This window comes from Dyadobacter fanqingshengii (genome assembly GCF_023822005.2).
GTDB classification, from domain to species: Bacteria; Bacteroidota; Bacteroidia; order Cytophagales; family Spirosomataceae; genus Dyadobacter; species Dyadobacter fanqingshengii.
This window is the reverse complement of record NZ_CP098806.1, coordinates 364,680-388,693: the sequence shown is the minus strand read 5'-3', so window position 1 is coordinate 388,693 and position 24,014 is coordinate 364,680. Positions and strand designations below refer to the sequence as shown.

Genomic DNA, 24,014 nt, shown 5'->3' with positions numbered 1-24,014 from the left:
TGCAAATCCGGTTCAGGCCGATTCCCCATACCAACGCAAAACGCCCAAACACCCTCATCCATATGGTTTCCGAAGTGACAGATGGTGTGAAAGTCACCGTATTAACTGAATATCAGCCCGACTATTCCAATCCGGGGCAGGATCATTTTGTGTTCACATATAAGATCCTGATTGAAAATCACAGCGAGCACACCGTGAAACTTTTAAGAAGGCATTGGCTCATCTACGACGCGAACGGAACCGTAAGAGAAGTGGAAGGAGCCGGCATTGTAGGGTTGCAGCCGATCCTGGAACCGGGAGATGTGCACGATTACGTTTCGGGATGCAACTTGCGTACGGACCTGGGTAAAATGGCCGGAACGTATCTGATGGAACGTGTGCTGGACGGTCGGCAGTTCCGCGTGATTATCCCCGCATTTTCCCTAATCGCACCTTACAGAATGAACTGATTAACCAGCCTCAGCTCGTCGGTTTACTAAATATTTTCCCATTGATTGCAGCCTATTTAAAGTATTTGCTTCGCTCTGGTAACGAGCATTCCATCCATTCTCCTTTTATTTTTGACTTTTATACTCAGGTAATTGCCGCAAAAAAGGATTCAAATCCGGATTATGCTGTATTGAAAAAACTGCGCAAAGAACTGCTGGCATCCAACGAGAAGATTAGCATCCTGGATCTGGGCGCAGGTTCGCGGGTCAATAAATCCAACCTCAGAAAAATCGGCACTATTGCCAGAAATGCCGAGAAGCCTGAGAAATTTGGCAAACTCTTCAACAGGCTTGTCCAAAGATTTCAACCCAAGACGATTCTCGAACTGGGCACTTCATTAGGCCTTACCACATTATATTTGTCAAAAGCCAAGCCGGATGCCAGTATCCTGACTTTTGAAGGTTGCCCGGCCACGGCAGGCATTGCGCAACAGAATTTTAAAAAACTGAATGCTGAGAACATTGATATCGTCCTCGGTAACATTGACCAGACATTACCAGAAACACTGGCTAAATTACGCCCCAAGCTCGATTTCGCTTACTTCGACGCCAATCACCGTTATGAGCCTACGGTCAGATATTTCGAGGATTGCCTCCCCTACATGCACAATGATTCCGTCTTTATTTTTGACGATATTTATTGGTCTGATGAAATGACCCAGGCATGGGAGGTCATAAAAAAACATCCGCAGGTCACATTAACCGTAGATTTGTTCTGGATTGGGCTGGTGTTTTTCAGAAAAGAGCAGGTTAAGGAGCATTTCACACTGAGATTCTGACCAAAACCGCTTTATAAGCCGCACGCTCCGTTGGATAAGTAAGCGCAGAAGTTCATAGCATTCTTTATATAATTGCTGACTTTTACTCACCCCTCTTTCCATCCGAATGAATACACAAACAATCCTTAAAGCATTTGTCGATAAGGCTGTTATATCCGACGAACAGGCCGTATTAATTGCTGATTACGAGAAGAATAAGTCATTTTCGCTCCACTGGGAACTGCGATCAATTCTTTATTTAGGCATCGTTCTTTTCAGTTCAGGCATCGGAGTCATTATCTACGAAAACATTGACACCATTGGCCATCAGGTCATTATCGCGCTCATTGCGGCACTTACCGGCTGGTGCTTTTTTTACACTTACAAGCACGCGCTTCCGTATAGCAATGGGCAAGTCAAAAATCCAAAGAAACTGGCCGATTACATTCTGTTGCTCGGCTGCACCACGTTCCTGATCCTGGAAGGTTATCTCCAATTCCAATACAATGTTTTTGGAACGCGTTATGGTTTGGCTGTGATCATTCCCACCATTATCTTCTTTTTCTGCGCCTATCGTTTTGATCATAAAGGCGTGCTTTCCATGGCATTAACCGGGCTTGCCTCGTGGCTTGGACTTACCGTCGCACCGCTTTCCGTTCTTGCAGAAAACGACTTTACCGAAGACAGGTTGCTGGCAACTGCCGTGATTCTTGGGACCGTGTTATGCATTGCAGGCTGGGCATCTGAAAAGCAGCACATTAAAAAACACTTCTCGTTTACCTACATTTTCCTGGGCGGAAACCTGGCCGTACTCGCTGCCATCACGGGAATTTTGAGTGATAATGCCGAATTGATTTACATTATTGCCGGACTGGCACTTTCCGCATTCTTCATTCAGCGGGCCCGCTTCGCACAATCATTGCTTTTTCTGCTAATGGGCATAGTATATGGCTATATCATCATTACTTATCTCATTTTTTCCAATATCGAATCCGACGACGCCTCCTTCACTTTCGGGACCTTTTACTTCCTGTTTACCAGTCTCGGTGTGGTTTATTTCTTACTCCATTTTAAAAAATTCTTAGGGATCAAAAAATGAAAAAGGCCTACAACGAAACCTGGATCGACAACCTGCACATTCTCAACACCGCAGATCATTGGTCTGAGAAAAAACTGATCTCGCAGGAACAACTTGAAAGTGCAAGGAACGCTTTTCCGCAGCAATTTTACAGGCCCGGGATTTTTGTCAAGATCGGTCTTTTCATTTTTACGCTCATTGCGTGTTCGTTCGCATCGGGATTTGTGTCGCTATTTCTGATCGGCAATGGTGCTGGTGAAAACATTTCGGTCATCAGCTTGATTTGTATGGCAGGGTTCATCTTCTTCCTCGAATTTTTGATTAAAAAAAACGGCCTCTATCATTCTGGCGTGGATAACGCGCTGCTATATGCTGCCATGGGCGCCGCAGTGGTCCCATTTGTTTCACTGTTTGATAATCTGGAAGTTTGGCAATACTGCATTATCATGTTTGCTTTTGCCTTCACAGCCACGCTGCGTTATGCAGATATGGTTACAGCTACGAGCGCTTTTTTACTGTTATTCGGACTTTTGGGTAACATTATGATGAAATTTCCGGTTGGTAAAGCAATCCTTCCTTTTGCGGTGATGGCGCTTTCAGCTGTGATATATTCGCTTGTCAGAAAAGACAAAAGCACATATTACGAAAGGTGCACCAAGCTGATCGAGATTTTATCGCTGGCGACATTTTACCTGGGCGGAAATTATCTGATCGTTCGCGAAGGCAATGCTTTATTGAATGATCTCAACCTCCCGTTTGCGCCGCAAATTCCCTTTGCTCCGTTGTTTTACGTCTTCACACTTAGCATTCCGGTCGTTTACATATTTTTTGGTTTGAGAAAAAAAGACCGGATCTTGCTCATCCTGGGATTGGTTGCATTCGCACTGTCCGTTTACACTTACAGACATTATTTCAGCCCTTTCACGCCAGCACAGGAACTTGCAATTGCTGGCATGGCCATGATTATGCTCTCTGCAGCTTTGATAAAATACCTTCATACGCCAAAACACGGGCTTTCGGACGAGCAGGAAGGAAAGCGAAAACTGGCCAACCTGGAAGCCATACTGGTGGCGCAACACCTTGGTCAGACGCCGGTTGAAGGCAATAATGTTGAATTCGGTGGCGGGAATTTTGGAGGCGGCGGTGCAGGAGAGACATATTAATTGGGCAAAAATTCAGAACTTAGCCTCATTCTTTTCTTGCAACGTCCTAAAATGAAAACATCGATTTTATCCATTGCGCTGCTGCTTTGCGGCCTGAGTTCATCCGCTCAAACCATTCAGAGAACCGCTGGCAATCCCGTCTTCCCAGGCTGGTATGCAGATCCGGAAGGCATAATTTTCAACAAACGGTTCTACATTTACCCCACATTTTCAGCACCTTACGAAAAACAGGTTTTCCTTGATGCGTTTTCGTCTGAGGATATGATCACCTGGAAAAAACATCCTGCTATCCTTGATACAGCAGCCATCAAATGGGCAAAACGCGCTGTATGGGCACCTTCCATCATCGAGAAAGACAAAAAATATTATCTTTTCTTCGGTGCTAACGACATTCAGAACGACCAGGAAAAAGGCGGCATCGGTGTAGCGGTTTCAGATAGTCCGGAAGGTCCGTTTAAGGATCATTTGGGAAAACCTTTGATCGATAAATTCCATAATGGCGCTCAGCCTATTGACCAGTTTGTATTCAAAGACAAGGACGGTCAGCATTATCTGTTTTACGGCGGATGGAAGCATTGCAATGTGGCCAAGCTTAACAAAGATTTTACAGGCTTCATTCCTTTCGAAGACGGCACAATTTTTCGTGAGATAACGCCTGAAAACTATGTAGAAGGCCCGTTTATGTTTATCAGAAACGGAAAATATTACTTCATGTGGTCGGAAGGCGGCTGGACTGGACCCAATTATTCGGTTGCTTATGCCGTTGCGGACTCTCCTTTCGGGCCATTCAAAAGGGTTGGAAAAATATTGCAACAGGATCCGCAAGTGGCACGCGGAGCAGGGCACCATTCCGTGATCCAGGTTCCGGGCAAGGATCAATGGTTCATTGTTTACCACAGACGCCCTTTAACGGAAACCGATGGTAACCACCGCGAAACATGCATTGATATCATGACTTTTAATGAAAAAGGTGAGATCAATCCGGTTAAAATAACCAAAGAAGGCGTCGGGCCGGTCACTTTGAAATGAGTAAAAAGTGATCAATAATCAACTTCAAGTTACTAATGCACAGCGCAACTGATTATATTTGTTGGATTCCAACTCAAAAGTCAGTTGCCTGTGAAATTCCAATTTCTACTCCTTAGAATTTTAAGCTCCCTTCGCCTTTTTAAATTCCAGTGGTTTTTACTTTTTGGAATAACATTATCAGCCAACATTGCACTGGCACAACGCATTACCCCTGTTATTTTCAGTAAGCTCCCGCAAGATTCGCAGCTGTATCCCCGCAATGCACAGAGTGAGGCCACAGTCCCGATCGCAGGAATCGTCGAAACGGCGGGTTATAACTATTTGTCTGTGCAGGTTTTGAGGAATAATGCGGTTGAAAAATACTTGCGTGCCGAACTCAAATACGACAAAGGCGCTGGCTCGTTTTCAACCGAAACAAAGATCAAGGCTGAGCTGGCCAACTACAATTTTAAAGTATATCTCTGCAAAGGCACGGATTCAACATTGATTGTGGAACGCAAAAATGTGGTGGCCGGAGACGTTTACGTGGTTTCAGGGCAATCCAATTCCACCGGCTTTTTTACAGAAACCGACACCAGCCATTTTTGCCGCACTTTTGGGAAAATTACCGCCGACCTCAATACAGGCGCTTACAATCCAGCAGATACGTTGTGGGCGTTTTCCAATCAACATCCCTATAGCAACGGCGTTGGGACGATGGGCCTGGAAATCCAAAAACAACTGATACAGCATTCCGGTGTGCCCAATTGCCTTATTAATGCCGGTTTTCACTGGTCGTCGGCTTTTGCACATGCGCAAAGGACCGAAAGCAACCATGCCGACCTGCATAACGGCTATGGCCGGATGCTTTACCGGCTTCAAAAAGGCGGTTTGGCTAGCTCCGTGAAAGCTTACATTTTCCGTCAGGGCGAAAGCGAGGCTTACCATGAGGGCGGAAACTGGTCAGAAAATTTTGATTTGTTGAGAAAAAACCTAAAACAGGACCTTGCAAATCTGGGCAAAATATATGTGTTCCAGATCGATGTTATTTATTACCCTTCACCGGTTGGGGCCGAAGTTAGGGATTACCAGCGCAGGCTGCCCGACATTTACCCGGACCTCCGCTCACTGGCGACCGTAGGAACAAAAGAATTCGACGGGTTGCATTACGGGAAAGAGGGAAACAAGCAAGGAGGCCTGGAACTCTCGCGACTTATCGCCCGGGATTTTTATAGTTTGAAAGATACAGCAAACATTAACTCGCCCAATATCAAGAAGATATTTTACAAAACGGCCGAGAAAAAGCAGGTAATCCTGGTATTCGATGAAGGACAGGATCTCTTGTATCCTGAACCTTATAAGCCTAATACACAGGTTACGCTGGACATGAAAGATTTTTTCTATTTCAATGGCGAATCCGGTTCGGTGGCGTCGGCGAAGGCAGAGGGAAATCGTATCACTCTGGAATTGAGAGCCCCTCAGCAAGCAACGACAATGGACCTCATGCCCATGTACACACCGGAGAATGGACCTTATTACCCGCTCAATGGCCCATTTATCAAAAATACATTGGGTATGCGTGCTTTTACATTCTTCAAAGTGCCGATCGGGGAAAGTCTGAATGCGCCTGAACTGGCGGCTCAACTGGAACCCAGCGGTGATGTGAAACTAACCTGGGAAAAAGTGCCCGGCGTTTCGGATTATGTGCTGGAAAGGAAGCTCGAAGGTGAAACTGAATACAAAAGCATTGCACAACTCGACAGCGCAACATATGCTTACATTGACAAAAATGCAGCGCAATCGAAAAAAGCATATTTCAGGTTGAAGGGCGTTAGTAAACTTTCTGAAACAGCGGACTACGGCTATGCCGAAATCGAAACGACCATTGTGACCGGTGTTGAAAAGGACGGTGACGCCATGTTCACCGTCTTCCCTAACCCTGTCCAAAAAGGGCAGCAGCTGACCGTCCAAATGAAAAAGCAGGTAAAGGGGACCATTTCGCTGTTAAACTTTAATGGTCAGGCACTTAGCGATGAGCCTGTATCGCAGGGCTCCGATCCTTCCATCCATATTCCGGAGCATTCCTCAGGTTATCACTTTATCAGACTGAAAGCAGGGGATAAAATCTGGTCGAAAAAAGTGCTCGTCCGATAGGGAGGCTTCCTATCCGTTATAATCGGAACAATTTGTTTGTGCAAAATTAAAAACGATATTTAGAAAATTTTTTGCACCCACAAATGCTTTCTTTTAAATACGCACTGGAAATTTTCGGCGGAATCATCGTCCTCTTTTCCGTCATTCCACTCATACGCCATGACTTCTGGGCGTTTCGGGTTTTCGAGTATCCCAGGATTCAAAAGCTGTTTCTCAACCTGCTGATCATTATCTTATATGCCTCCCTATTCCAGATCAGCGGCCAGTTTGAAAAAATTTTTACGGCGGTGATCACGGCCAACGCCATTTATCTGGTCTACCAGATCTTTCCTTTCACTTTCCTGGCCAAAAAGGCACTTTTGAAAGCCTCGTTTCAGGATGAGGATAACCAGATCAGCATTATTTCGTCCAATGTATTCCAGGACAACAAAAACACCGCGGGATGTTTGGCAATACTGGAAAAAAACAGCCCGGACCTTATTTTGTTATTGGAAACAAATCAATTCTGGAATGAGGGAACGAAGAAATTAGGGGAAACTTACCCCTATCAAGTCCTCGTGCCATTGGAAAATACGTACGGAATGTTGTTGTACTCAAAGCTGGAATTGATCGACTCCGAGGTTCGGTATCTCATTGATGAAGAGATCCCTTCGATCAAAACACAGGTGAAACTGGCTTCCGGAAAATTGATTCAGCTTTACTGCGTACATCCTACCCCGCCAGTTCCGGGCGAAAATATGTATTCTACTGAGCGCGATGCGGAATTGCTACTGGTTGCGAAAGAAGTAAAGGATAATAATATGCCAACCATCGTCGTAGGAGACCTTAATGATGTCGCGTGGTCTTATACAACAAATTTATTTGCCAAAATCAGCGGTTTGCTGGACCCGCGCAAAGGCCGGGGTTTTTTCAATACATTTCACGCCAATTATCCTTTCCTGAGATTCCCCCTAGACCACGTTTTTTGCTCAACAGATTTTAAATTGTTAAGCCTGAAAAGACTCGAAAATTTCAATTCCGATCACTTTCCCATATTGATCGCACTGCAATACGAAGAGCAGGCGGATATGGAACAGGAAGAACCTGAGGCCGATCAGGAGGAGAAAGAACTCGCCGAAGAAAAGATCAACAAAGTTACTGAATAGCGTCTGCTGCCGCTTCCCGGAACATCCGGAATTCTGTTTATGGCATGGTTGGAATGATTTTTGTAACACTGATGGCAGGATTACCAGGAGCAATGCTTCCCTTCTATCTTAACTTTAATCTTTGGTTTGAATATGCTTTACCAGACATATGAGGAAAAAATAACGCCTGAATTGCATAAATGGCAGCAAAAGATGCAAAAGCGGCCCAATCTGGTAGATAGGACATCCAAAGCGGTTCAGGATAAGATCAATAATATAATTCCGGATAAGGTTCACGGCGTCATTACTTCCACGATCAAACAAATGACGCGGGCGGTATTGACTGGCGCTGAATTTACCACATCGCTTCCGGCACCAAAAAATTCCCTTGAAGAAATTGAAAGAGAAGTTACCAAGCGCATTGAGTTTTACAAAAAAGCAGGAGCAGCAGAAGGCGGCATCACAGGTGCTGGCGGATTCTTGCTCGCATTAGCAGAGTTTCCTATCCTGATAGGGATCAAAATGAAGCTCCTTTTTGAAATTTCAGCATTGTACGGACATTCTGCCGAGGATTATCGGGAACGCCTCTTTATCCTGCATGTTTTTCAACTGACATTTTCCAGCCAGAAACAGCGCCAGAAAGTGTTTGAGCAGATCATCCAGTGGCAAGAAAAAAGCCAGGAGCTCCCCAGCGATATTCACCAGTTTGACTGGAAGACCTTTCAGCAGGAATACAGGGATTACATTGACCTGGCTAAAATGGCGCAACTTATCCCCGGAATCGGGGCTGCGGTGGGTGTCATTGTAAATTACAGGCTCTTAAACCAGCTCGGTAAAACGGCTATGAATGCTTACCGCATGCGCTGGTTTGAAGAACGGACATTACAAGCCGCACGAAGACAAGAACAATTGCCGTCAGCGGCTCAAAATCAATAAAGTATACCAATAAGAGTTACCCTTTGATCCACTTTGTATAAAAATTGAATGAGCGACAATCAAAAGGAAAAAGTTTATACAAAAGGCCTGGATTCGGCTTTACTGGCAGTTTATAATGGTTACATGTTTTTCCTGCGCTTTTTCCGGGAAGCTTTCCGGGGAAGAATGGAATTTCAGGAACTTGTAAAACAATGTTATGCCATCGGCAACAAATCTTTGCTGCTCATCGGGCTTACCGGGTTTATTACCGGGATGGTTTTTACCAAGCAGTCCCGCCCGTCCCTGGCTGAATTCGGAGCCGTTTCGTGGCTTCCGTCATTGGTTGCCATTGCAATTGTCCGGGCGCTGGCCGCATTGGTTACGGCTTTGATCAGCGCCGGTAAGGTTGGCTCCAGCATTGGTGCCGAGCTGGGTTCCATGCGCGTAACCGAGCAGATCGATGCCATGGAAGTTTCAGCGGTAAATCCGTTCAAATTTCTGGTCGTAACCCGCGTACTCGCTTCCACGATCACCATTCCGATCCTGATGTTCTATTGTACAGGCGTGGCGCTGATGGGTGCTTTCCTGAATGTTACATTGAATGAGGGCACAAGTTTCAGAGCGTTTTTTGAAAATGCTTTTGAACAAATCACCTTCCTGGACGTGGGAACGTCACTGGTTAAAGCCATTGCATACGGCTTTACGATCGGGATTGTGGGGTGTTACCAGGGTTATAATGCAAGCAAAGGAACAGAAGGCGTCGGTAAAGCTGCGAATTCCGCGGTCGTTATTTCCATGTTCCTGATCTTCATCGAGGAGGTTATCATTGTGCAGGTATCGAATTATTTTAGAATATAAAATGGCAGAAATCAACCAAAACGAAGGGCCAGTCATCGAGATCAAAGATCTTTATAAGTCATTTGGTGATCTGCATGTACTTCAGGGCGTGAATCTGAAAGTGGATAAGGGCGAAAATGTAGTGGTGCTTGGCCGGTCAGGAACAGGTAAGTCTGTGTTGATCAAGATCATTGCCGGCCTGCTCACGCAGGACAGCGGCATGTGCCATGTGCTGGGACGGGAAGTTTCGGAGCTGAATCAGAAAGAGCTGACAGACATTCGCCTGAAAATTGGATTTTCATTCCAAAACAGCGCACTCTATGATAGTATGACGGTGCGAGAGAATCTTGAATTTCCCCTGGTAAGGCATGTTAAAAATCTTTCCAAGGCAGATATTAATGAGCAGGTGGAATATGTGTTGGACGCCGTCGGCCTGTTGCAAACCATCAATCAGGTTCCTTCGGAGTTGTCGGGTGGGCAGCGGAAGCGGATTGGTATTGCCAGGACGCTTATCCTCAAACCGGAGATCATGTTATATGACGAACCTACGGCTGGATTAGACCCGATCACCTGCCTGGAAATAAATGAGCTTATTAATGAAGTCAAAGAAAAATACCACACAAGTTCTATCATCATCACCCATGATCTGACCTGTGCAAGAGAAACAGGCGACCGGATTGCAATGCTTCTGGATGGCAAGTTCCTCAAACAAGGCACTTTCGAAGAAGTATTTGACACCGATGAAGAAAGAATCAAAAGTTTTTACGATTATAATTTTATTCAATAATGGAAACATCAGCAAGAAAACGCTCCATAACAGTAGGACTTTTTGTGATCATAGGATTAATCATCTTCATTGTGGGGATCCTGACCATAGGAAGTATGAAGAAAGTATTCTCCTCTACAATTTCGGTAAAAACGTTGTTTGACGACGTGAACGGACTTAAACAGGGAAATAATGTTTGGTATTCCGGGGTTAAGATCGGAACAGTAAAGACCATTCGTTTTTTGACGAATTCCAAGGTTGAAGTAATTCTGCACATTGAGGAAAAGTCTCAGGAATTTATCCGTAAAAATGCAAAAGCCAAAGTAAGCACAGACGGATTAATCGGTAACAAGATCATTGTCCTTTACGGCGGAACCCAAAAAGTGCCATCCATCGAAGACGGCGATGAACTGGTGGTTGAAAAAATGGAAAGCACCGAAGAAATGCTGGCTGTTTTATCAGAAAACAACAAAAACCTGTTGGGCATTACGAGTGCATTTAAAACCATCAGCAAAAATATACTAGAAGGAAAAGGCACAGTGGGGATGCTTTTAAATGATGAGCGCCTTTATAATGATGTGGATCAGACACTGGCAGCACTGAAAAAAGCTTCGGTAAACGCGCAGACGATGACAGCCTCATTGTCCGGTTTCACAGATAAATTAAACCAGAAAGGTGGGTTAGCAAACGATTTCGCAACGGACACGGTCATTATGCGCGACCTGAGAACAACAATCGGAAGGCTGAACGAGACAGTTACTTCTGCCAACGGAATGGTGAGTAACCTGAAAACAGCAAGCGAAAACCTTAACTCAAACAGGACAAGTCCGTTGGGCGTGTTGCTGCACGACGAAGCCACTGCGAGCAACTTGAAGGGAACATTGCAAAACTTGGAAAGCAGCACCGAGAAGCTGGATGAAAACATGCAGGCGCTCAGGTCCAATTTTTTGTTCCGCAGATATTTCAAAAAGAAAGCAAAAGAGGAAGAGAAACAGCCTGAAAAAGAGGCAGTAAAAGATTCGGTGAGTCAATAAGAAATTTTTATACTTTTGTAAAAATATTTCGTAAACCTCAACCGCTCACTTTGCGACAGCTCTAACTTCTACTTAATGGACCTACAACTTAATCCTGCTCTGGATCTCAAATACATTGATCAAGTTTATGGAGACGACCCGGTAATTCTTTACATGATTTTCGACGCATTTTTAGGTGATTCTGTTCCACGCTGGCATTCTCTTCATAAGGCTTTACATAGGGAGGACATGAAGGAGTCGGCAAGCATTGTACACGGATTGAAACCTTCATTCACCATGGCAGGGCTTACCTGGATCAGGCCAAAAGTAGAAGTGCTTGAACAAGCGATTAAGGAAAATGAGACGCGTGAGAATCTGATGACGATATATCAGACCATTTCCGCGGAACTCAATGAGTTGTTGCCCATCATTGAACAGGAGTCTGAGCGATTAAAACAGCTTCAATAATTGTCAAAAATATTTCAGGAACTGGCGCGTGGCATTTGCTACGCGCTTTTTCTTTTGGATTTATCCCAGGCTGCACTTTGATTTCCTTTGTAAAATCGGATTATGCCGGCAATTACGGCATAGTTCATTACGCAAAAATAATAGGGAACAAATAAGGCCTTCACCTTAATTTTGCGCTTTTCCAATATCCACCCAGCCAGTGCCGCCGCATAAAAAGCAACCTGTGCGAAAAGGATAATCCCATATAATGCACTCCCGGAATTGATCACAATGAGGATGTTCAGAAAAAATGCCAGGATCATCAAAAATGGCGTGACAGTCCAGCGTAATACTCTGTGACTGATGTATTGAAATGATAACATGGGGAAATGCAGCGGATTAAGCAGTTTCTTGAGCCTCAATATGGACTGAATCCCGCCCGCTGCAATCCGGACCTTCCGCTTCAGTTCTTCCTTAATGTTTTCCGACGATAGCTCCGAAGCATATGCCTCAGGTTCATAAATGATGCGGTAACCTTGCTGCGCAATGAGCATGGAGATCATAAAATCGTCCAGGATCGTGTCTGGTTCCACCTGCCTGTAAAGCGAATGTCTTACACTGAAAAGCTCACCCGCCGCTCCCACAACGGAATAAAGCTCGGAATCCCACTTTTTAAGTGTCGATTCGTATTTCCAATAAAAACCCTCCCCTGCCGTCGCATCGGAAACGGCATCCTGCATCACGCGCTTTTCCCCTGAAACAGCCCCCACTTTCGGATCGGCATAATGTCTGGCGATAAGCAGTAAAGCATCCGGGTTCAGATAAGTATTCGCGTCGGTAAATACAACTACTTCTGTATCAACCTCATGCATGGCACGGTGCATGGCCAGAATTTTTCCGCTTCGTACGGGCGTGTGCAGCAGCTTGATCTGGCTGTATGCGCTGACGAGTTCCGGCGTGCGGTCCGAGGAACCGTCCGTAACGAAGATCAGACTAAGTTTTCCATGCGGATACGAAAGTGCGAGCGTATTCTGAATCTTGTCTTCAATAATGGTCTCCTCATTATACGCAGCAATGATGAGCGTCAACGTAGGCATATCCTGGTCAAGCGAAGGAACCGGCCTTTTTCCTTTCACAGCCCTCCGTATCCTGACCAAAACATATAAAATGATACCGTAACCAAGGAATGTGTAAAAAACAACGAACAGACTAAGCCAGAAGAGTAATTCCATAAATTAACGTGTCAAGGGATAGCCCAGGTTATCGCTATCCGCCTTATTGGTGAAATGCCAGGTGATTGCTTTCAGAAATACGGGAATGAAGTTGTATTCTTTGTTTTTAATGTATTGAATGATATTTCGCGGAACCACGGCCAGTAGGAAATAGCAGCAGAAAATGAAGAATTGGCCCGCTGAGCCATTTTTACGAATAAATAAAATCCGGTTACGGTTCATAAAAAACTCTTTCAATGCCGATCGCTTCCCTACTGCGACGGATTCCTTGTGGTAAATCAATGCGGAGAGATCTACATGAATTTCATAACCCGCATTTCTGATGCGTTCGCACCAATCGAGTTCTTCATAATATAGAAAGTAGTTTTCGGCCATAACACCAGCCTTTTCAAGCGCTTCGCGGCGAATCATCATGGCGGCCCCGTGCGCATAGCCCGTCACTCCGCTCAGCGAATCATATTGGCCTCTATCCTGTTCAAATTGGCCAATACACGCGTTGCGGGCCGTGTAGTAGTTCATCGGTGTGTAACCTGTGTACTGCAACACGCCCGGCTGATCAAAATAATGGATTTTAGGAGAAATCATGCCAATTTTCGGGTTGGCTTCCATGGTAGCGACCAACTTGCCGATGAGGTCTGCGGTTACTTCCGTGTCGTTGTTGATCAGGAATAAATATTCCCCGGTAGTGTGTTCAATGCCAATGTTGTTACCTCCCGCGAACCCCGTGTTTCGATCAGATCTTACGAACTTAACCCTGGGATATTGCGCTATCCAGCCTGGGACCGGATCGGGCTTGCTTCCATTGTCCACAACTATTATTTCAAGATTTGGGTAAATATTCACTTCTTCCAATGACCTGAGCAAATCTTCTGTAACCTTGGGCTGATTGAAATTTACAGTGACAATGGAAACACTTTTCATTTGGACGGAGCTGAGCACTGGGAAACAGTCAGAAATGAAGGAATATTTTTATTGATTTGTAGAACTATTTCAAATTTAACAATTAAAACATAGCTTTAAACAAAATGTAAATTTTGCACGCAGAAAATGTCGGCAGCCTCATCAAAAGCTTTGGTTTTATAGCTAAAATCTAATCAGATATTTATAAAGTGAAAATTACGCGTCTGCTTGAAATAAAAAAAAACGCACCAATTCCGGATGCCGCCAAACCCTCTGCCGAAAAAGTGTCGCTCAGGAAAAAAGTGGACGAACTGATTGAAATTATAGAACAATCCGGCGCAGACCATGCGCAGTCTCAGCTATATCAGGAAGAGATTGCGGAAGCATTCAGGCGTTCAACATTTAAAGCGAAGGCCGTTGCGCCATTCCAGGCGCTGGATCAGGACAACAATCTTTCGCGGGAGGAACTTTTGGAAGGTTTGGAAAAATTGCTTTCCGAAAACAAAATCGACAGCAAAATCAGCAGCTCCTATATAAGACGAAATGCAATTCAAAAATTCATAATGTTCATCCTGGCAATCCTGCTGATCGTTTTTGGCTTCGCAATGATCATTATGCCTGCGCCTCCCAGCTTTGAAATATTTACGGTTTATTATTTCAGTCCAAATGATGGCGTTACAATCATGGATCTGGTATCATTACTCATCATTTTTGGTGGAGTACTTTTGTTTGTGCTAAACTTCAACAAAAAATGATCGCGTTCTCTGATCCTCCCCTTAATGTAAAGAAAATCCTGCTCGTTGAGGATAATCACATGTTTCGTAGGGTTTTTGAAGCTTCCCTGATCAAAGCCGGATATAGTTGTGTGGCTTGCGAGTCGGGCGCCGAGGCATTGGCGTTGCTCGTAGTTGAAACGCCGGACCTGATCCTGTCCGACTACGATATGCCTCAAATGAACGGTTTCGACTTCCGGCAGGCCGTTTTGCTCAACCCGAAGATAAGCGATATCCCATTTGTTTTCCTGACGTCTTTTACGGATAACTCACTGATCCTGGAAGGATTAAGCATGTATGCCATTGATTTTATCAACAAAGAAACGCCTATTCCGGTTATCATTTCCAAGCTGGGGAATATTATCAAATCACTTGAAAACGAGCACGTCAGGTCCGTCCGGGAGCTGCGGGTGGCAGCCGAAACGCTTAATGTAAAATCTATCCCCACACAGAGCCCGAACGTTTCCGGTTTTCGCCTGCATTACTGGCATAAGGGCTATCTGGGTTATCCCGGGGGCGATTTTATTGATTTTGTGCAGGCCGATAGTCGGTTTTGTTTTACCTTTCTGGGTGATATCATGGGGAAAAAGTGGACCGCGTGGTTTTTTACTTTTGGTTTCCTGAGCTACATCCGCGCAGCCATCCGATTTTGCGTGCTGGACAATGATTTCACACTCGACACCATTGTCCAAAAGATCAACAAACTGATTTGTATGGACGAAAGCCTGCAAAACATCCTTTCGAGCCTGTCCCTGCTTTTGCTCGACAGTGAGACCGGGGAAGTCCATTACACAGGAGCGGGCGATCTGCCTCTGATCAGTTTTGATCAGGAATCGGCCAGTGTTAAGACTGTGCTTTCTTCCGGACTGCTGCTTGGATTAATGGAAGAAGGATTTTATGACAAGCAGATCATTCAAATGAAAACGGGCGATCAGCTGGTGATTTTCACAGACGGCATGATAGACATCCCTTCATCGGGCTCGAAAAAGAGTGACTACCCGTTTTTTGTCTCTAAAATAACACCCTATCTCGGCAAGGCCGAAAGTTTTGAACTGATTAAGACCGCCGTGCTGGAAAGCATCAACGACACCAATCAAATGGATGATGCCAGCATTATTTTTATTGAGAAAACATAATCCCGCATGATACTCAAAGTAAACCAAATCAACCATGTAGCGCAGGCAACGATTTTGCCGCAAGAGGCAAGCCTTGCCAATGCCGAAATGTTTAAAGAAGAAATGATCACCCTTGTAGCGAACGGTGCACGGCTCATTATAGTGAGTTTTGAAAATGTAAATTATATCGACAGCTCGTTTCTGGGGAGCCTGGTTGTGGCACTTAAATACGCTATGCCCAGAAACGTCGATATTTATCTGGTGTCACTCAAACCGGACGTAAGGAACCTGCTGACGCTGATCAGGATGGATAAAGTCTTTAAAATGTTTAAAGACTTCGAAGAAGCAATGGAGGCATCCCAATAATTTATGGAGCACGATCGGATCAGAATTCATTTTACAAGTAACCGGGAAGAGATTCCGGGCATTTTAAATACTTGCCTGGAACACGTCACGCAAAGGACAAAAACGTCGCCCCCATCTCCCGAAATATTTGCAAAAGTAAAATGGGTCATCACCGAACTGCTCACAAACGCAGTAAAACATTCGGGCACAGGACATTGCACATTGATTATTAAGGTGGACGAAAACCGGCTGACACTTCAAAAGGAGGACAAGGGAAACCCGCTGTCGCTGTCTGAACAGGACACGGGGAGCGTTTTCACCTGGCCCATCGAAAATTTTACAGGCAAGCTCGAATTTCAGATTTATCACAATGGCGTTGATTCGCTGATCCTCAAATCGGAGAAAGCCAATCAGGTGAGGTTTTATATCGAGGAACTGGAAGGCGTGGAAATGCCGGGCTTACTGATCGACACCAGCGAACATTTCGGCCTGCTGATCATGACGAAGGCTTCGGACGAATTTTGGTATGAATATGATCCCAAAACCAAGATTAATCGCTTTGTGAGCCTGTTTAATCTCAAAAATAACTGATATGAAACACAGGTTCGAAGTCCTGGATATTTTTCGCGGATTGTTTGCGACATTGGTCTTTGCTTTCCACCTCGCACCATTTGCCAACACGCCATTGCTCAACAACCGGTTTGTTGAAAACTCGGATATGTTCGTTGATTTTTTCTTCGTCCTCAGCGGATTCGTGATCGCTTACAGTTATCAATCGCTTTCAGACGGGCCTCAGCTGAAATTGTTTTTAACGAAAAGGGTTTACCGGGTTTATCCCTTGCACCTGGTCATGCTTATAGCATTTCTGGGCATGGAAGTGGCAAAAAATATTTTAAGCCCTTACATCCAGGTGAACAATCTGATCAACCCGGCAAACAATGTGTACACGTTTTTTACCTCGCTTTTCCTCATCAACTCGACGCCTGTTCCTGGCGTTAACGATGTGAGCTGGAACATTCCCAGCTGGTCCATCAGTGCCGAAATGATTGCTTACGTGGTGTTTGGATCGCTATTGGTCTTCATTCATTCATCCGGACAGTTCGTAAGGCGCAACTTTTATTATGTGCTCATCATTATTATTGCATTAACCAGCCTTTGGCTGGTATCCCAGAGTTTTCAGATCAATTACAGCTTTGATTATGGCTTTTTGAGAGGGATTCTGGGCTTTTTCACTGGCGTCTTGTGCTTCAACTTTTTCAGTAACACACACCTTTCCGTGCGCGCCATGCCCTCCTGGATTTTTTCTGCCGGAGAATTAGTAACGCTTTCGCTAATAGGGCTTTGCATTTACAATGGTGAGGCGATGAAACCTTGGGGCGCTGTTTTTGAAATTTTGTTTTTTGCCTGCATTTACACTTTTGCATTTGAAAAAGGCCTCATTTCCGCAGGTATGAAGCGCGTGGGGCTGTTTCACAAGCTCGGCCAGTATTCATATTCCATTTATATGACGCACGCGCTTTTCGTAAGCCTTTTCAATGTGCTTTTCATAAGGATTTTAAAATTTCAGCCGGAAGATTACGCCTATCTGGTCTTTTTGAACTTCATACTCATCTATTTCGCGTCAGCCTGGACGTACAAAAATATTGAGATGCGTTTCCAGTATAAATCGAAGAAAAAAGCGGTTTCTGAACAAGTTAAATAGCGGGAAGGGTCAGGCTTTACCCTTTATTTTCAGGTGGTTATAAATGATCTCGCCGATGGCTTCCACCCGTTTTTCCCAGGTGTTTTCGGCAGCGATTGCAACGCGCTCCCGGCGCAATGTATCATGATCATTCAGCAAGGCTTCGTTGATAGCCGCTGAAAAATGTTCAGGTGTGTCACAAAATACAACACCACCTTTGGTGAATTCTTTGAGATCGGGATTAAAATCAATGGATACAACTGGTTTTCCAGCGCCCAGATATTCGAATAATTTTAAAGGAAAAATGCTGCTGCTGAAATCGTCCTTTTTAAATGGAATAAGCGCCACGTCGAAACCCTTGATCACCGCCGGCATATCCTCATAATTTATGGTGCCGGTGAAGTGCACATTAGCCGCCATATTGAACCATTCCGGAACGAATTCAGGTGAAACCGGGCCTACGAAAACAAAACTTTTATCCGGATTTTTAGAAATAACCTGCCTCAAAAGGCCGTAATCAAGCCTTCGCTCAATGGCTCCCAGGTAACCGATTACCGGCCTTTTAATGCTGGCAATCACCGGATGCACCCGTAATGCTGGATCCAGGGCCTTGCTGCTATGCGCAATGTCGGCGGCGTTGGCGACAAAATAGGTGTTTGGGTTCTGCGCTTTCTTTTCGTTGTAAAGCTGATTGCTGCTGCAAATCACTACGTCACTTTCTTTCACCAGTATTTCCTCCGAAACCACGCCGTGCCGCCTGTTAAATGGCAACACCATGGGATCGAGGCAATGGTAAACCGTTAATACCGGTGACAGCCCGGAAATTACCGAGGGGTAATGAAAATTAAAGGAATTAATGAAAATAAAGTCGGCAATCCCGTGCGCCTTGATGACGGTCTTTAATTTGCTCCGAATCAATAACTCATTGATTTTTAATAAATTACGAAAAAATTTGTTTTCCGGTAAGAAATTTACCGAAAGCAGGATCGGCGGAATGACAATTTTCAAATTGGGAATATCCGTATCGAGGAGGCTGCTGTCAGAAAGCTGAAAATGCCTTTTACGGACCGCAAATTCCGGCCATTTCCGCATTTTGAAATAATCCCTCACCGTAAACGGATTTTCGACATAATACACCTGATTATGCCTGGCAAGTAACTTGGCAGTTGTGTAATTGGTTGATTCAATGGATGCGTCAAATCGGGGTAAGCCAAAAATTATGATCTGATGTCCTTTCAGTTTCATTTATCAAGCATATTCAATAGGTGTATTTGCATGCAGGATCAATACTGCCTGTCATTTCATTTTGAGCATTGGTTTGAGGTGCTTATTCAAAAACTCGGGGTAAAACTGGAACATGTAAACAAAAGTATTCAGAACGTTTACACCTATTGTTTTCCTGAGAATGACTTGCGCCACGATAAAGCCTGCTATGCTTGAAATCAATGTGGCATAAGCAGCGCCCATCACTCCAATGGACCTGATCAGAAAATAGTTGAGAATAAGATTCAATGTTGCCGAGCCAATAACCACAAGAAAAGTCACTCTTGTTTTTCCTATGGAATCGAGAATATTACCAAAAAGTCTTCCGAATGGGCCCAGCAGGCAATATAGCAGGGTTATCTGCAACAACGGAATGGAATCGTTGTACTTTTCCCCCGCAATTAAGTGAATAACAGTTCCTGAGAAAAGATAAAGAAAAAGTACCACCGGAACTACTAGCGCCAGTGTGGTCCCGACGGATTTCTCATATAAATATTTGATCGCACCGGTTCCTTCGGACTCCATGCGCTTGGCACTTTGCGGAAACACAATGGTGGCTACCGCATTGCCCGGAATGTCGATCAGGTTCGTAACCCTTACGGCAATGTTGAACGCCCCGGAAGCGGCAGGAGAAAGCAATGCGCCCAACATCATCTGGTCAATGGTGCCAGAAAGCAACGAGCTGATCAATGTTCCGAATGCATATTTGCCATAACCAAAGAGCTTGTTCACCCACATTTTGCTCACATTGCGCGATAACACCAGGTTGTCTTTTGCGAAATTATAAGCGATCAGCATGCCCAGCAAAGCGCTCAAAATCTGCACCCAAACCAAATAGATCAGCTCGACGTGAATGGAAAACACAAAACACGCAAGCACATAAGCAAAAAAAGTGCCCTGCCGGATAATGGTAGTAATAAAAATCCCGTTGAAGCGAAGATTCGCCTGCTCTACACCATTGAACTGGGCCTGCATTCCCGAAAAAAGATAGATTGCAATGTAAAAATACAGCAGCGAAACCAGCTGCGGCGAGTCCCAGATCCGGCTCAGAAACGGCGCGATCAACAGAATGGTGGTGATGCAAAAAACAGAAACAATGCCGCTGATCGCGAATGATGCCGTGATTATTTCGGGATGTTCTTTCTTGTCCGATGAAGAAATATATTTGACCAGCGCATTTTGCAAAAGGCCGCTCCTAATGGCCTCCAGAATGGTAGTTGTACTGATAAATAGTGTCCACACGCCGAAATCGTGCTTCGACAGCAACCTTACCAGAACGTAAAATCCCGCAAAACCAAAAAAGACACCCGAGAAATTCTGGAGTATGTTGATAAACCCCGACTTAATCCAATACTGATCTTTGGGCTTATTCTCCATTATGGTCTTATAAAATGTTCTTCAACATATTTCTTCACGTCGTCATCGGTTTTGGCATGTAATATTTTTGCCCCCGAAAACTGGGGATACAGCTTATGGAAACATTTAAAATAATGTTCAGGACCTTTTTTTGAAAGGATTAAATTGGTTCCGCCGAAATAGCTGGCCAATGTTGCCGTGCCGCCGTGAATGGAAATAAAATGGCTTGCATTGGCATAAACCATCAGTTGCAGGTGATTGAAATTATTTGCACCCGCCTTATTTTCTTTATATAAATTCTCCATCAGAATCACGTCCGGATATTCCTTTTCCAACCACGAATACTCGTCCATATCGTAAATATCACTGTTGTCCATGGTGATATTCTGCGGCTTCGGGCGGTTGTAAATGACGGTGTATTTGTCCTGCAATTTTTCCAGGATGAACGCCAGCATTTCCATGCTGTAAAAACTTACGGGCGGCCCATCCCACTCCATATTATAACGGTTGGCGATGATCAGGATCGGCTTGTCGTAGACATACACATCATTCCTATACGTCTCTTTCAACGGCACCGGGATCCATTTGGACATATCATAATCCTGGCTGTACAGGATGCGCGGCATTTCAAAATTGTAATTTCCCTCATTGGAGCGGGTTTGAAACGCTTCGCGGTGGTCAGGAGAGAAAAAATACAGCTCTTTGGTAAACTTCGAAGAGACGGTGCTCTTCAATGTGCCGTTTTTGTAATGCCAATAAGCAAAGGGAAGTGCAAATTGCAGCTCAGGCGCAAACTCGCCGCTAAATTCGAGCTGCTTGTAATGCGGTTTGAGCAAATAATCCTTAAACCAATATTTCCATTGCATTACCTGGCAATAAAGCGTGTCACGATAAAAATATCTTACTTCCCAGGGTAGTTTTCCGTAGCGGATCAGCACAATCAGACTTAACAATTTATTCAACATGCTGTATACTTAATCAGACTGCGATAATAGAACTAATTTTACTCATTTTTTACGCAAACCGGGATTAAAGTTTTAACTTTCATCCGAAAGTGCACGCACAGTGCCAGCAAAAGCATTTATTAATAGCATATCGACTCCATTTTACTATCCGGACATGAGTTTATTTGGCTTGCCGCAATGGATTTCCCCGCATCTTTTTACGAATAAGCGGTTCCAGGATCTCACAGGCGAAGAAATTGAGCGCCTGAAAACGAACATCAGCCGTTTCAAAGAAGAAAGCCCAGATGTATCCGTAGTAATTCCCGCCTGGAACGAAGAAAACAACATCTACCGCACGCTCTCATCATTGTCAGCCAGCAAGAGTAAATACAAGGTTGAAATTATTGTCATCAATAATAATTCAACCGATGGCACGCAGCATGTTCTGGAAACGCTGGGCGTTCGAACCTATCTTCAAACGGTCCAGGGAACGCCATTCGCGAGACAAATGGGTTTGGAACTGGCACGCGGTAAATATCATCTCTGCGCCGATTCCGATACATTTTACCCGCCCGACTGGATTGATCTGATGGTTGCTCCCATGGTTAAAGATTCGGGAATTACGGGCGTTTATGGCAACTATGCTTTCATTCCGCCTGAAAATCAGGGCCGCTTAGGACTTTGGATCTATGAAAAATTTGCCGGGATTATGATCAGAATACGGAAGAAGAATCGCGAGTATCTGAATGTCTACGGCTTCAATATGGGCTTTGTTACGGAGATCGGCCGCTCCACGGGAGGCTTTAAAGTAAGCGGCTCACGCGTGTATGCCAACATTGTGGGAAGCGATTTCCAAAACGAGGCGGAGGACGGCCGCATGGCATTGAATCTGAAAAAAGCCGGAAATTTGAAAATGGTGACCGATTCCCGCGCAAAGGTTTTCACATCCCCACGCCGGTTACTGGACGATGGCAGCATTACAAATGCCTTCTTTAACCGCGCCAAAAGACAGTTGAAAGGAATGCGTGACTATCTCTCGATGTTTTAGAACTTATGCATATTTTTCCGGATACCACTTTATTAATAACGCATTACAACAGAAGCGAGTCGCTGGAACGGCTTCTGACCAGTTTTGAAGATCTCAACTGCCGCTTCGGCGATATCGTTGTGTCGGATGACGGCAGCAAACCCGAACATCTGGAAAAGATCGCCGGTTTAAAACACCGCTTCAATTTCAACCTCGTTACCACACCCAAAAACAAGGGATTGGGCAACAACATTAACAAGGGCCAGGACGCGGTAAAAACGGCATATACTTTGTATGTCCAGGAAGATTTTCAGCCTTCTGAAATTTTCCCGACCCATTTTGAGGACGCGATCACATTCATGCGAAACGATTCCAAATGGGACATGGTCCGGTTTTACGCCTATTTTGCCTACCCTACCCTGAGGCCGTTTCAAAAAGGATTTTCAGAAATGGTTTACAAATTCTGGGATATGAACCACCTCAAATTTTATTATTACAGCGACCACCCGCATTTGAGGCGCAGCAATTTCCTGGAAAAATTCGGCAGATATCCCGAAGGCATCAAGGGCGATCTGACAGAGTACAAAATGGCTGTCAGCTTTTTGCAAAAAAATGGTAAGGGATTGTTTTTCAATGAATTCACAAAATTGTTTTACCAAAAAAATTCATCTGACGAACCCAGCACAATGGTCCGGGCCGACTGGAAACTAAGCGAAAACCCACTGGTTAAGCTGGCGCGTCTCGGCTATCTGCGTTACCGGTGGTTGAAGAATACACTCGACCTTGTGTTCATGAAGTAACCCTGCTGGAACTGCCTAACGTTATGGAAAAAGAGTATATTTTTAATGGTGTGACCCTGCTCATTACACATTATAACAGGAGCCAATCGCTGGAACAGCTGCTGAGATCATTTGCCGGGCTGCATTGCAAATTTGAGGACATTGTGGTTTCCGATGACGGCAGCAAGTCCGAGCACATTGACTATCTGCATTCGCTGCAAAACCAATTTAATTTCAGACTGATCACGACGCCCCATAACAAAGGACTCGGTAATAACATTAATAAAGGCCAGGACGCGGTTCAGACGCCTTTGACTTTATATGTGCAGGAGGATTTCACCCCCGCCCCCATTTTCCCGGAAAAGTTTCAGCACGCACTGCGGATCATGAAGACTAGACAGGAAATTGATATGGTCCGGTTTTATGCCTATTTCGAATATCCCTATCTAACCAATGAGGATAACGGTTTTTACGACATGGCTTTCAATGTTTGGAAACCGGGTTACAGAAAGTTTTACATGTACAGCGATCATCCGCATTTGCGGCGCACTAGCTTTTTCCAAAAATTTGGCAGATACATTGAAGGACAAAAAGGTGATTTTACGGAGTATACAATGATGATGTCCTTCCTGAAAAAAAAGGGAAAGGCTGTTTTTTATAAAGATTTCACGGGCTTGTTCACACAGAGAAATTCCGAAGTCGAGCCAAGCACTATGAAGCGTGAAAACTGGCGACTGAGCGAGAACTTTTTCCTAACCAACATCAGGCACCTTTACAGGCATTTGAAATTTAATTTTGATTACCTATCCTGACCCGCTTAGTGTCCCAAGCATTCCCAACGATCATTT

The 24,014-nt window shown here is 44.6% G+C and carries 25 protein-coding genes; 20 read left to right on the top strand and 5 right to left on the bottom strand.

Features of this window, described 5'->3' with window-relative positions; all coding sequences use genetic code 11:
• Nucleotides 1-62: 62 nt before the first annotated feature.
• From apaG to NFI81_RS01485, 12 genes are all read left to right on the top strand, one after another.
• Nucleotides 63-449: a Co2+/Mg2+ efflux facilitator ApaG/CorD gene (gene apaG / locus NFI81_RS01540; RefSeq protein ID WP_234614910.1), complete on the top strand. Its 387-nt coding sequence runs from the start codon at nt 63-65 to the stop codon at nt 447-449.
• Between the two features lie 41 nt (nt 450-490).
• On the top strand, nt 491-1,267 hold the full coding sequence (locus tag NFI81_RS01535) for an O-methyltransferase (RefSeq protein ID WP_234614636.1): 777 nt from the start codon (nt 491-493) through the stop codon (nt 1,265-1,267).
• Nucleotides 1,268-1,373: 106 nt separating this feature from the next.
• Entirely contained in the window at nt 1,374-2,345 is a 972-nt protein-coding gene (locus NFI81_RS01530; protein WP_234614637.1) for a DUF2157 domain-containing protein, read from the top strand.
• The gene (locus NFI81_RS01525) at nt 2,342-3,487 is read left to right on the top strand and encodes a hypothetical protein (RefSeq protein WP_234614638.1); all 1,146 of its coding nucleotides are present in this window, start codon (nt 2,342-2,344) and stop codon (nt 3,485-3,487) included. Before NFI81_RS01530 ends, NFI81_RS01525 begins: the two co-directional genes overlap by 4 nt.
• A gap of 51 nt (nt 3,488-3,538) precedes the next feature.
• Nucleotides 3,539-4,516 carry a glycoside hydrolase family 43 protein gene (locus NFI81_RS01520; RefSeq protein WP_234614639.1) on the top strand — a complete coding sequence of 326 codons (978 nt, stop codon included), beginning with the start codon at nt 3,539-3,541 and terminating at the stop codon, nt 4,514-4,516.
• A gap of 90 nt (nt 4,517-4,606) precedes the next feature.
• Nucleotides 4,607-6,649 (top strand): sialate O-acetylesterase, encoded by a 2,043-nt coding sequence (locus NFI81_RS01515; protein ID WP_234614640.1) that lies wholly within the window; start codon nt 4,607-4,609, stop codon nt 6,647-6,649.
• An 83-nt stretch (nt 6,650-6,732) separates the two neighbouring features.
• Nucleotides 6,733-7,794 (top strand): endonuclease/exonuclease/phosphatase family protein, encoded by a 1,062-nt coding sequence (locus tag NFI81_RS01510; protein WP_234614641.1) that lies wholly within the window; start codon nt 6,733-6,735, stop codon nt 7,792-7,794.
• 132 nt (nt 7,795-7,926) lie between these two features.
• Nucleotides 7,927-8,709 carry an EcsC family protein gene (locus tag NFI81_RS01505; protein WP_234614642.1) on the top strand — a complete coding sequence of 261 codons (783 nt, stop codon included), beginning with the start codon at nt 7,927-7,929 and terminating at the stop codon, nt 8,707-8,709.
• A gap of 48 nt (nt 8,710-8,757) precedes the next feature.
• Nucleotides 8,758-9,546 carry an MlaE family ABC transporter permease gene (locus NFI81_RS01500; RefSeq protein WP_234614643.1) on the top strand — a complete coding sequence of 263 codons (789 nt, stop codon included), beginning with the start codon at nt 8,758-8,760 and terminating at the stop codon, nt 9,544-9,546.
• Nucleotide 9,547: 1 nt separating this feature from the next.
• A complete protein-coding gene (locus NFI81_RS01495) occupies nt 9,548-10,312 on the top strand; it encodes an ABC transporter ATP-binding protein (protein WP_234614644.1) in 765 nt (254 codons plus the stop codon).
• Nucleotides 10,312-11,325, top strand: a complete 1,014-nt coding sequence (locus tag NFI81_RS01490) for an MlaD family protein (RefSeq protein WP_234614645.1) — start codon at nt 10,312-10,314, stop codon at nt 11,323-11,325. Before NFI81_RS01495 ends, NFI81_RS01490 begins: the two co-directional genes overlap by 1 nt.
• A gap of 75 nt (nt 11,326-11,400) precedes the next feature.
• Nucleotides 11,401-11,772, top strand: coding sequence for an Hpt domain-containing protein (locus tag NFI81_RS01485; RefSeq protein WP_234614646.1), 372 nt, complete (start codon nt 11,401-11,403; stop codon nt 11,770-11,772).
• Nucleotides 11,773-11,810: 38 nt separating this feature from the next.
• On the opposite strand, the gene NFI81_RS01480 is transcribed toward NFI81_RS01485, so the two are convergent.
• Together NFI81_RS01480 and NFI81_RS01475 are read right to left on the bottom strand one after the other, a co-directional pair.
• Complete coding sequence (locus tag NFI81_RS01480; protein ID WP_234614647.1) at nt 11,811-12,983, bottom strand: glycosyltransferase family 2 protein; 1,173 nt, start codon at nt 12,981-12,983, stop codon at nt 11,811-11,813.
• A gap of 3 nt (nt 12,984-12,986) precedes the next feature.
• The gene (locus NFI81_RS01475) at nt 12,987-13,904 is read right to left on the bottom strand and encodes a glycosyltransferase family 2 protein (protein WP_234614648.1); all 918 of its coding nucleotides are present in this window, start codon (nt 13,902-13,904) and stop codon (nt 12,987-12,989) included.
• Between the two features lie 188 nt (nt 13,905-14,092).
• Here NFI81_RS01475 and NFI81_RS01470 point away from each other — a divergent pair, with 188 nt between their 5' ends.
• From NFI81_RS01470 to NFI81_RS01450, 5 genes are read left to right on the top strand one after another with little or no spacing between them, the layout of a single operon-like run.
• Nucleotides 14,093-14,638: a hypothetical protein gene (locus NFI81_RS01470; RefSeq protein WP_234614649.1), complete on the top strand. Its 546-nt coding sequence runs from the start codon at nt 14,093-14,095 to the stop codon at nt 14,636-14,638.
• The gene (locus NFI81_RS01465) at nt 14,635-15,792 is read left to right on the top strand and encodes a SpoIIE family protein phosphatase (RefSeq protein WP_234614650.1); all 1,158 of its coding nucleotides are present in this window, start codon (nt 14,635-14,637) and stop codon (nt 15,790-15,792) included. Before NFI81_RS01470 ends, NFI81_RS01465 begins: the two co-directional genes overlap by 4 nt.
• Before the next feature lie 6 nt (nt 15,793-15,798).
• The gene (locus NFI81_RS01460; protein WP_234614651.1) at nt 15,799-16,137 is read left to right on the top strand and encodes an STAS domain-containing protein; all 339 of its coding nucleotides are present in this window, start codon (nt 15,799-15,801) and stop codon (nt 16,135-16,137) included.
• 3 nt (nt 16,138-16,140) lie between these two features.
• Entirely contained in the window at nt 16,141-16,707 is a 567-nt protein-coding gene (locus tag NFI81_RS01455; protein ID WP_234614652.1) for an ATP-binding protein, read from the top strand.
• Between the two features lies 1 nt (nt 16,708).
• Entirely contained in the window at nt 16,709-17,818 is a 1,110-nt protein-coding gene (locus tag NFI81_RS01450; RefSeq protein WP_234614653.1) for an acyltransferase family protein, read from the top strand.
• 9 nt (nt 17,819-17,827) lie between these two features.
• Here the strand turns inward: NFI81_RS01450 and NFI81_RS01445 are convergent, their stop codons facing one another.
• The 3 genes from NFI81_RS01445 to NFI81_RS01435 are packed head-to-tail and all read right to left on the bottom strand — an operon-like array spanning nt 17,828 to nt 21,381.
• Nucleotides 17,828-19,042, bottom strand: coding sequence for a glycosyltransferase (locus NFI81_RS01445; RefSeq protein ID WP_234614654.1), 1,215 nt, complete (start codon nt 19,040-19,042; stop codon nt 17,828-17,830).
• Nucleotides 19,043-19,093: 51 nt separating this feature from the next.
• Nucleotides 19,094-20,437 carry a flippase gene (locus NFI81_RS01440; RefSeq protein ID WP_234614655.1) on the bottom strand — a complete coding sequence of 448 codons (1,344 nt, stop codon included), beginning with the start codon at nt 20,435-20,437 and terminating at the stop codon, nt 19,094-19,096.
• Nucleotides 20,437-21,381, bottom strand: a complete 945-nt coding sequence (locus NFI81_RS01435; protein ID WP_234614656.1) for a hypothetical protein — start codon at nt 21,379-21,381, stop codon at nt 20,437-20,439. The genes NFI81_RS01440 and NFI81_RS01435 overlap by 1 nt, the downstream gene beginning before the upstream one ends.
• A gap of 154 nt (nt 21,382-21,535) precedes the next feature.
• Here NFI81_RS01435 and NFI81_RS01430 point away from each other — a divergent pair, with 154 nt between their 5' ends.
• From NFI81_RS01430 to NFI81_RS01420, 3 genes are read left to right on the top strand one after another with little or no spacing between them, the layout of a single operon-like run.
• The gene (locus NFI81_RS01430) at nt 21,536-22,408 is read left to right on the top strand and encodes a glycosyltransferase family 2 protein (RefSeq protein ID WP_234614657.1); all 873 of its coding nucleotides are present in this window, start codon (nt 21,536-21,538) and stop codon (nt 22,406-22,408) included.
• A 5-nt stretch (nt 22,409-22,413) separates the two neighbouring features.
• Nucleotides 22,414-23,187: a glycosyltransferase family 2 protein gene (locus tag NFI81_RS01425; RefSeq protein WP_234614658.1), complete on the top strand. Its 774-nt coding sequence runs from the start codon at nt 22,414-22,416 to the stop codon at nt 23,185-23,187.
• 23 nt (nt 23,188-23,210) lie between these two features.
• Nucleotides 23,211-23,978: a glycosyltransferase gene (locus tag NFI81_RS01420; protein ID WP_234614659.1), complete on the top strand. Its 768-nt coding sequence runs from the start codon at nt 23,211-23,213 to the stop codon at nt 23,976-23,978.
• Nucleotides 23,979-24,014 lie beyond the last annotated feature (36 nt).

Bases quoted from the DNA above. Each gene is read 5' to 3' on its own strand.
- NFI81_RS01510 (WP_234614641.1), top strand. From the start codon at position 6,733: ATGCTTTCTTTTAAATACGCACTGGAAATTTTCGGCGGAATCATCGTC.
- NFI81_RS01425 (WP_234614658.1), top strand. From the start codon at position 22,414: ATGCATATTTTTCCGGATACCACTTTATTAATAACGCATTACAACAGA.
- NFI81_RS01520 (WP_234614639.1), top strand. From the start codon at position 3,539: ATGAAAACATCGATTTTATCCATTGCGCTGCTGCTTTGCGGCCTGAGT.
- NFI81_RS01475 (WP_234614648.1), bottom strand. From the start codon at position 13,904: ATGAAAAGTGTTTCCATTGTCACTGTAAATTTCAATCAGCCCAAGGTT.
- NFI81_RS01525 (WP_234614638.1), top strand. From the start codon at position 2,342: ATGAAAAAGGCCTACAACGAAACCTGGATCGACAACCTGCACATTCTC.
- NFI81_RS01445 (WP_234614654.1), bottom strand. From the start codon at position 19,042: ATGAAACTGAAAGGACATCAGATCATAATTTTTGGCTTACCCCGATTT.
- NFI81_RS01490 (WP_234614645.1), top strand. From the start codon at position 10,312: ATGGAAACATCAGCAAGAAAACGCTCCATAACAGTAGGACTTTTTGTG.
- NFI81_RS01455 (WP_234614652.1), top strand. From the start codon at position 16,141: ATGGAGCACGATCGGATCAGAATTCATTTTACAAGTAACCGGGAAGAG.
- NFI81_RS01460 (WP_234614651.1), top strand. From the start codon at position 15,799: ATGATACTCAAAGTAAACCAAATCAACCATGTAGCGCAGGCAACGATT.
- NFI81_RS01505 (WP_234614642.1), top strand. From the start codon at position 7,927: ATGCTTTACCAGACATATGAGGAAAAAATAACGCCTGAATTGCATAAA.
- NFI81_RS01420 (WP_234614659.1), top strand. From the start codon at position 23,211: ATGGAAAAAGAGTATATTTTTAATGGTGTGACCCTGCTCATTACACAT.
- apaG (WP_234614910.1), top strand. From the start codon at position 63: ATGGTTTCCGAAGTGACAGATGGTGTGAAAGTCACCGTATTAACTGAA.
- NFI81_RS01465 (WP_234614650.1), top strand. From the start codon at position 14,635: ATGATCGCGTTCTCTGATCCTCCCCTTAATGTAAAGAAAATCCTGCTC.
- NFI81_RS01430 (WP_234614657.1), top strand. From the start codon at position 21,536: ATGAGTTTATTTGGCTTGCCGCAATGGATTTCCCCGCATCTTTTTACG.
- NFI81_RS01500 (WP_234614643.1), top strand. From the start codon at position 8,758: ATGAGCGACAATCAAAAGGAAAAAGTTTATACAAAAGGCCTGGATTCG.
- NFI81_RS01485 (WP_234614646.1), top strand. From the start codon at position 11,401: ATGGACCTACAACTTAATCCTGCTCTGGATCTCAAATACATTGATCAA.
- NFI81_RS01450 (WP_234614653.1), top strand. From the start codon at position 16,709: ATGAAACACAGGTTCGAAGTCCTGGATATTTTTCGCGGATTGTTTGCG.
- NFI81_RS01495 (WP_234614644.1), top strand. From the start codon at position 9,548: ATGGCAGAAATCAACCAAAACGAAGGGCCAGTCATCGAGATCAAAGAT.
- NFI81_RS01440 (WP_234614655.1), bottom strand. From the start codon at position 20,437: ATGGAGAATAAGCCCAAAGATCAGTATTGGATTAAGTCGGGGTTTATC.
- NFI81_RS01530 (WP_234614637.1), top strand. From the start codon at position 1,374: ATGAATACACAAACAATCCTTAAAGCATTTGTCGATAAGGCTGTTATA.
- NFI81_RS01480 (WP_234614647.1), bottom strand. From the start codon at position 12,983: ATGGAATTACTCTTCTGGCTTAGTCTGTTCGTTGTTTTTTACACATTC.
- NFI81_RS01435 (WP_234614656.1), bottom strand. From the start codon at position 21,381: ATGTTGAATAAATTGTTAAGTCTGATTGTGCTGATCCGCTACGGAAAA.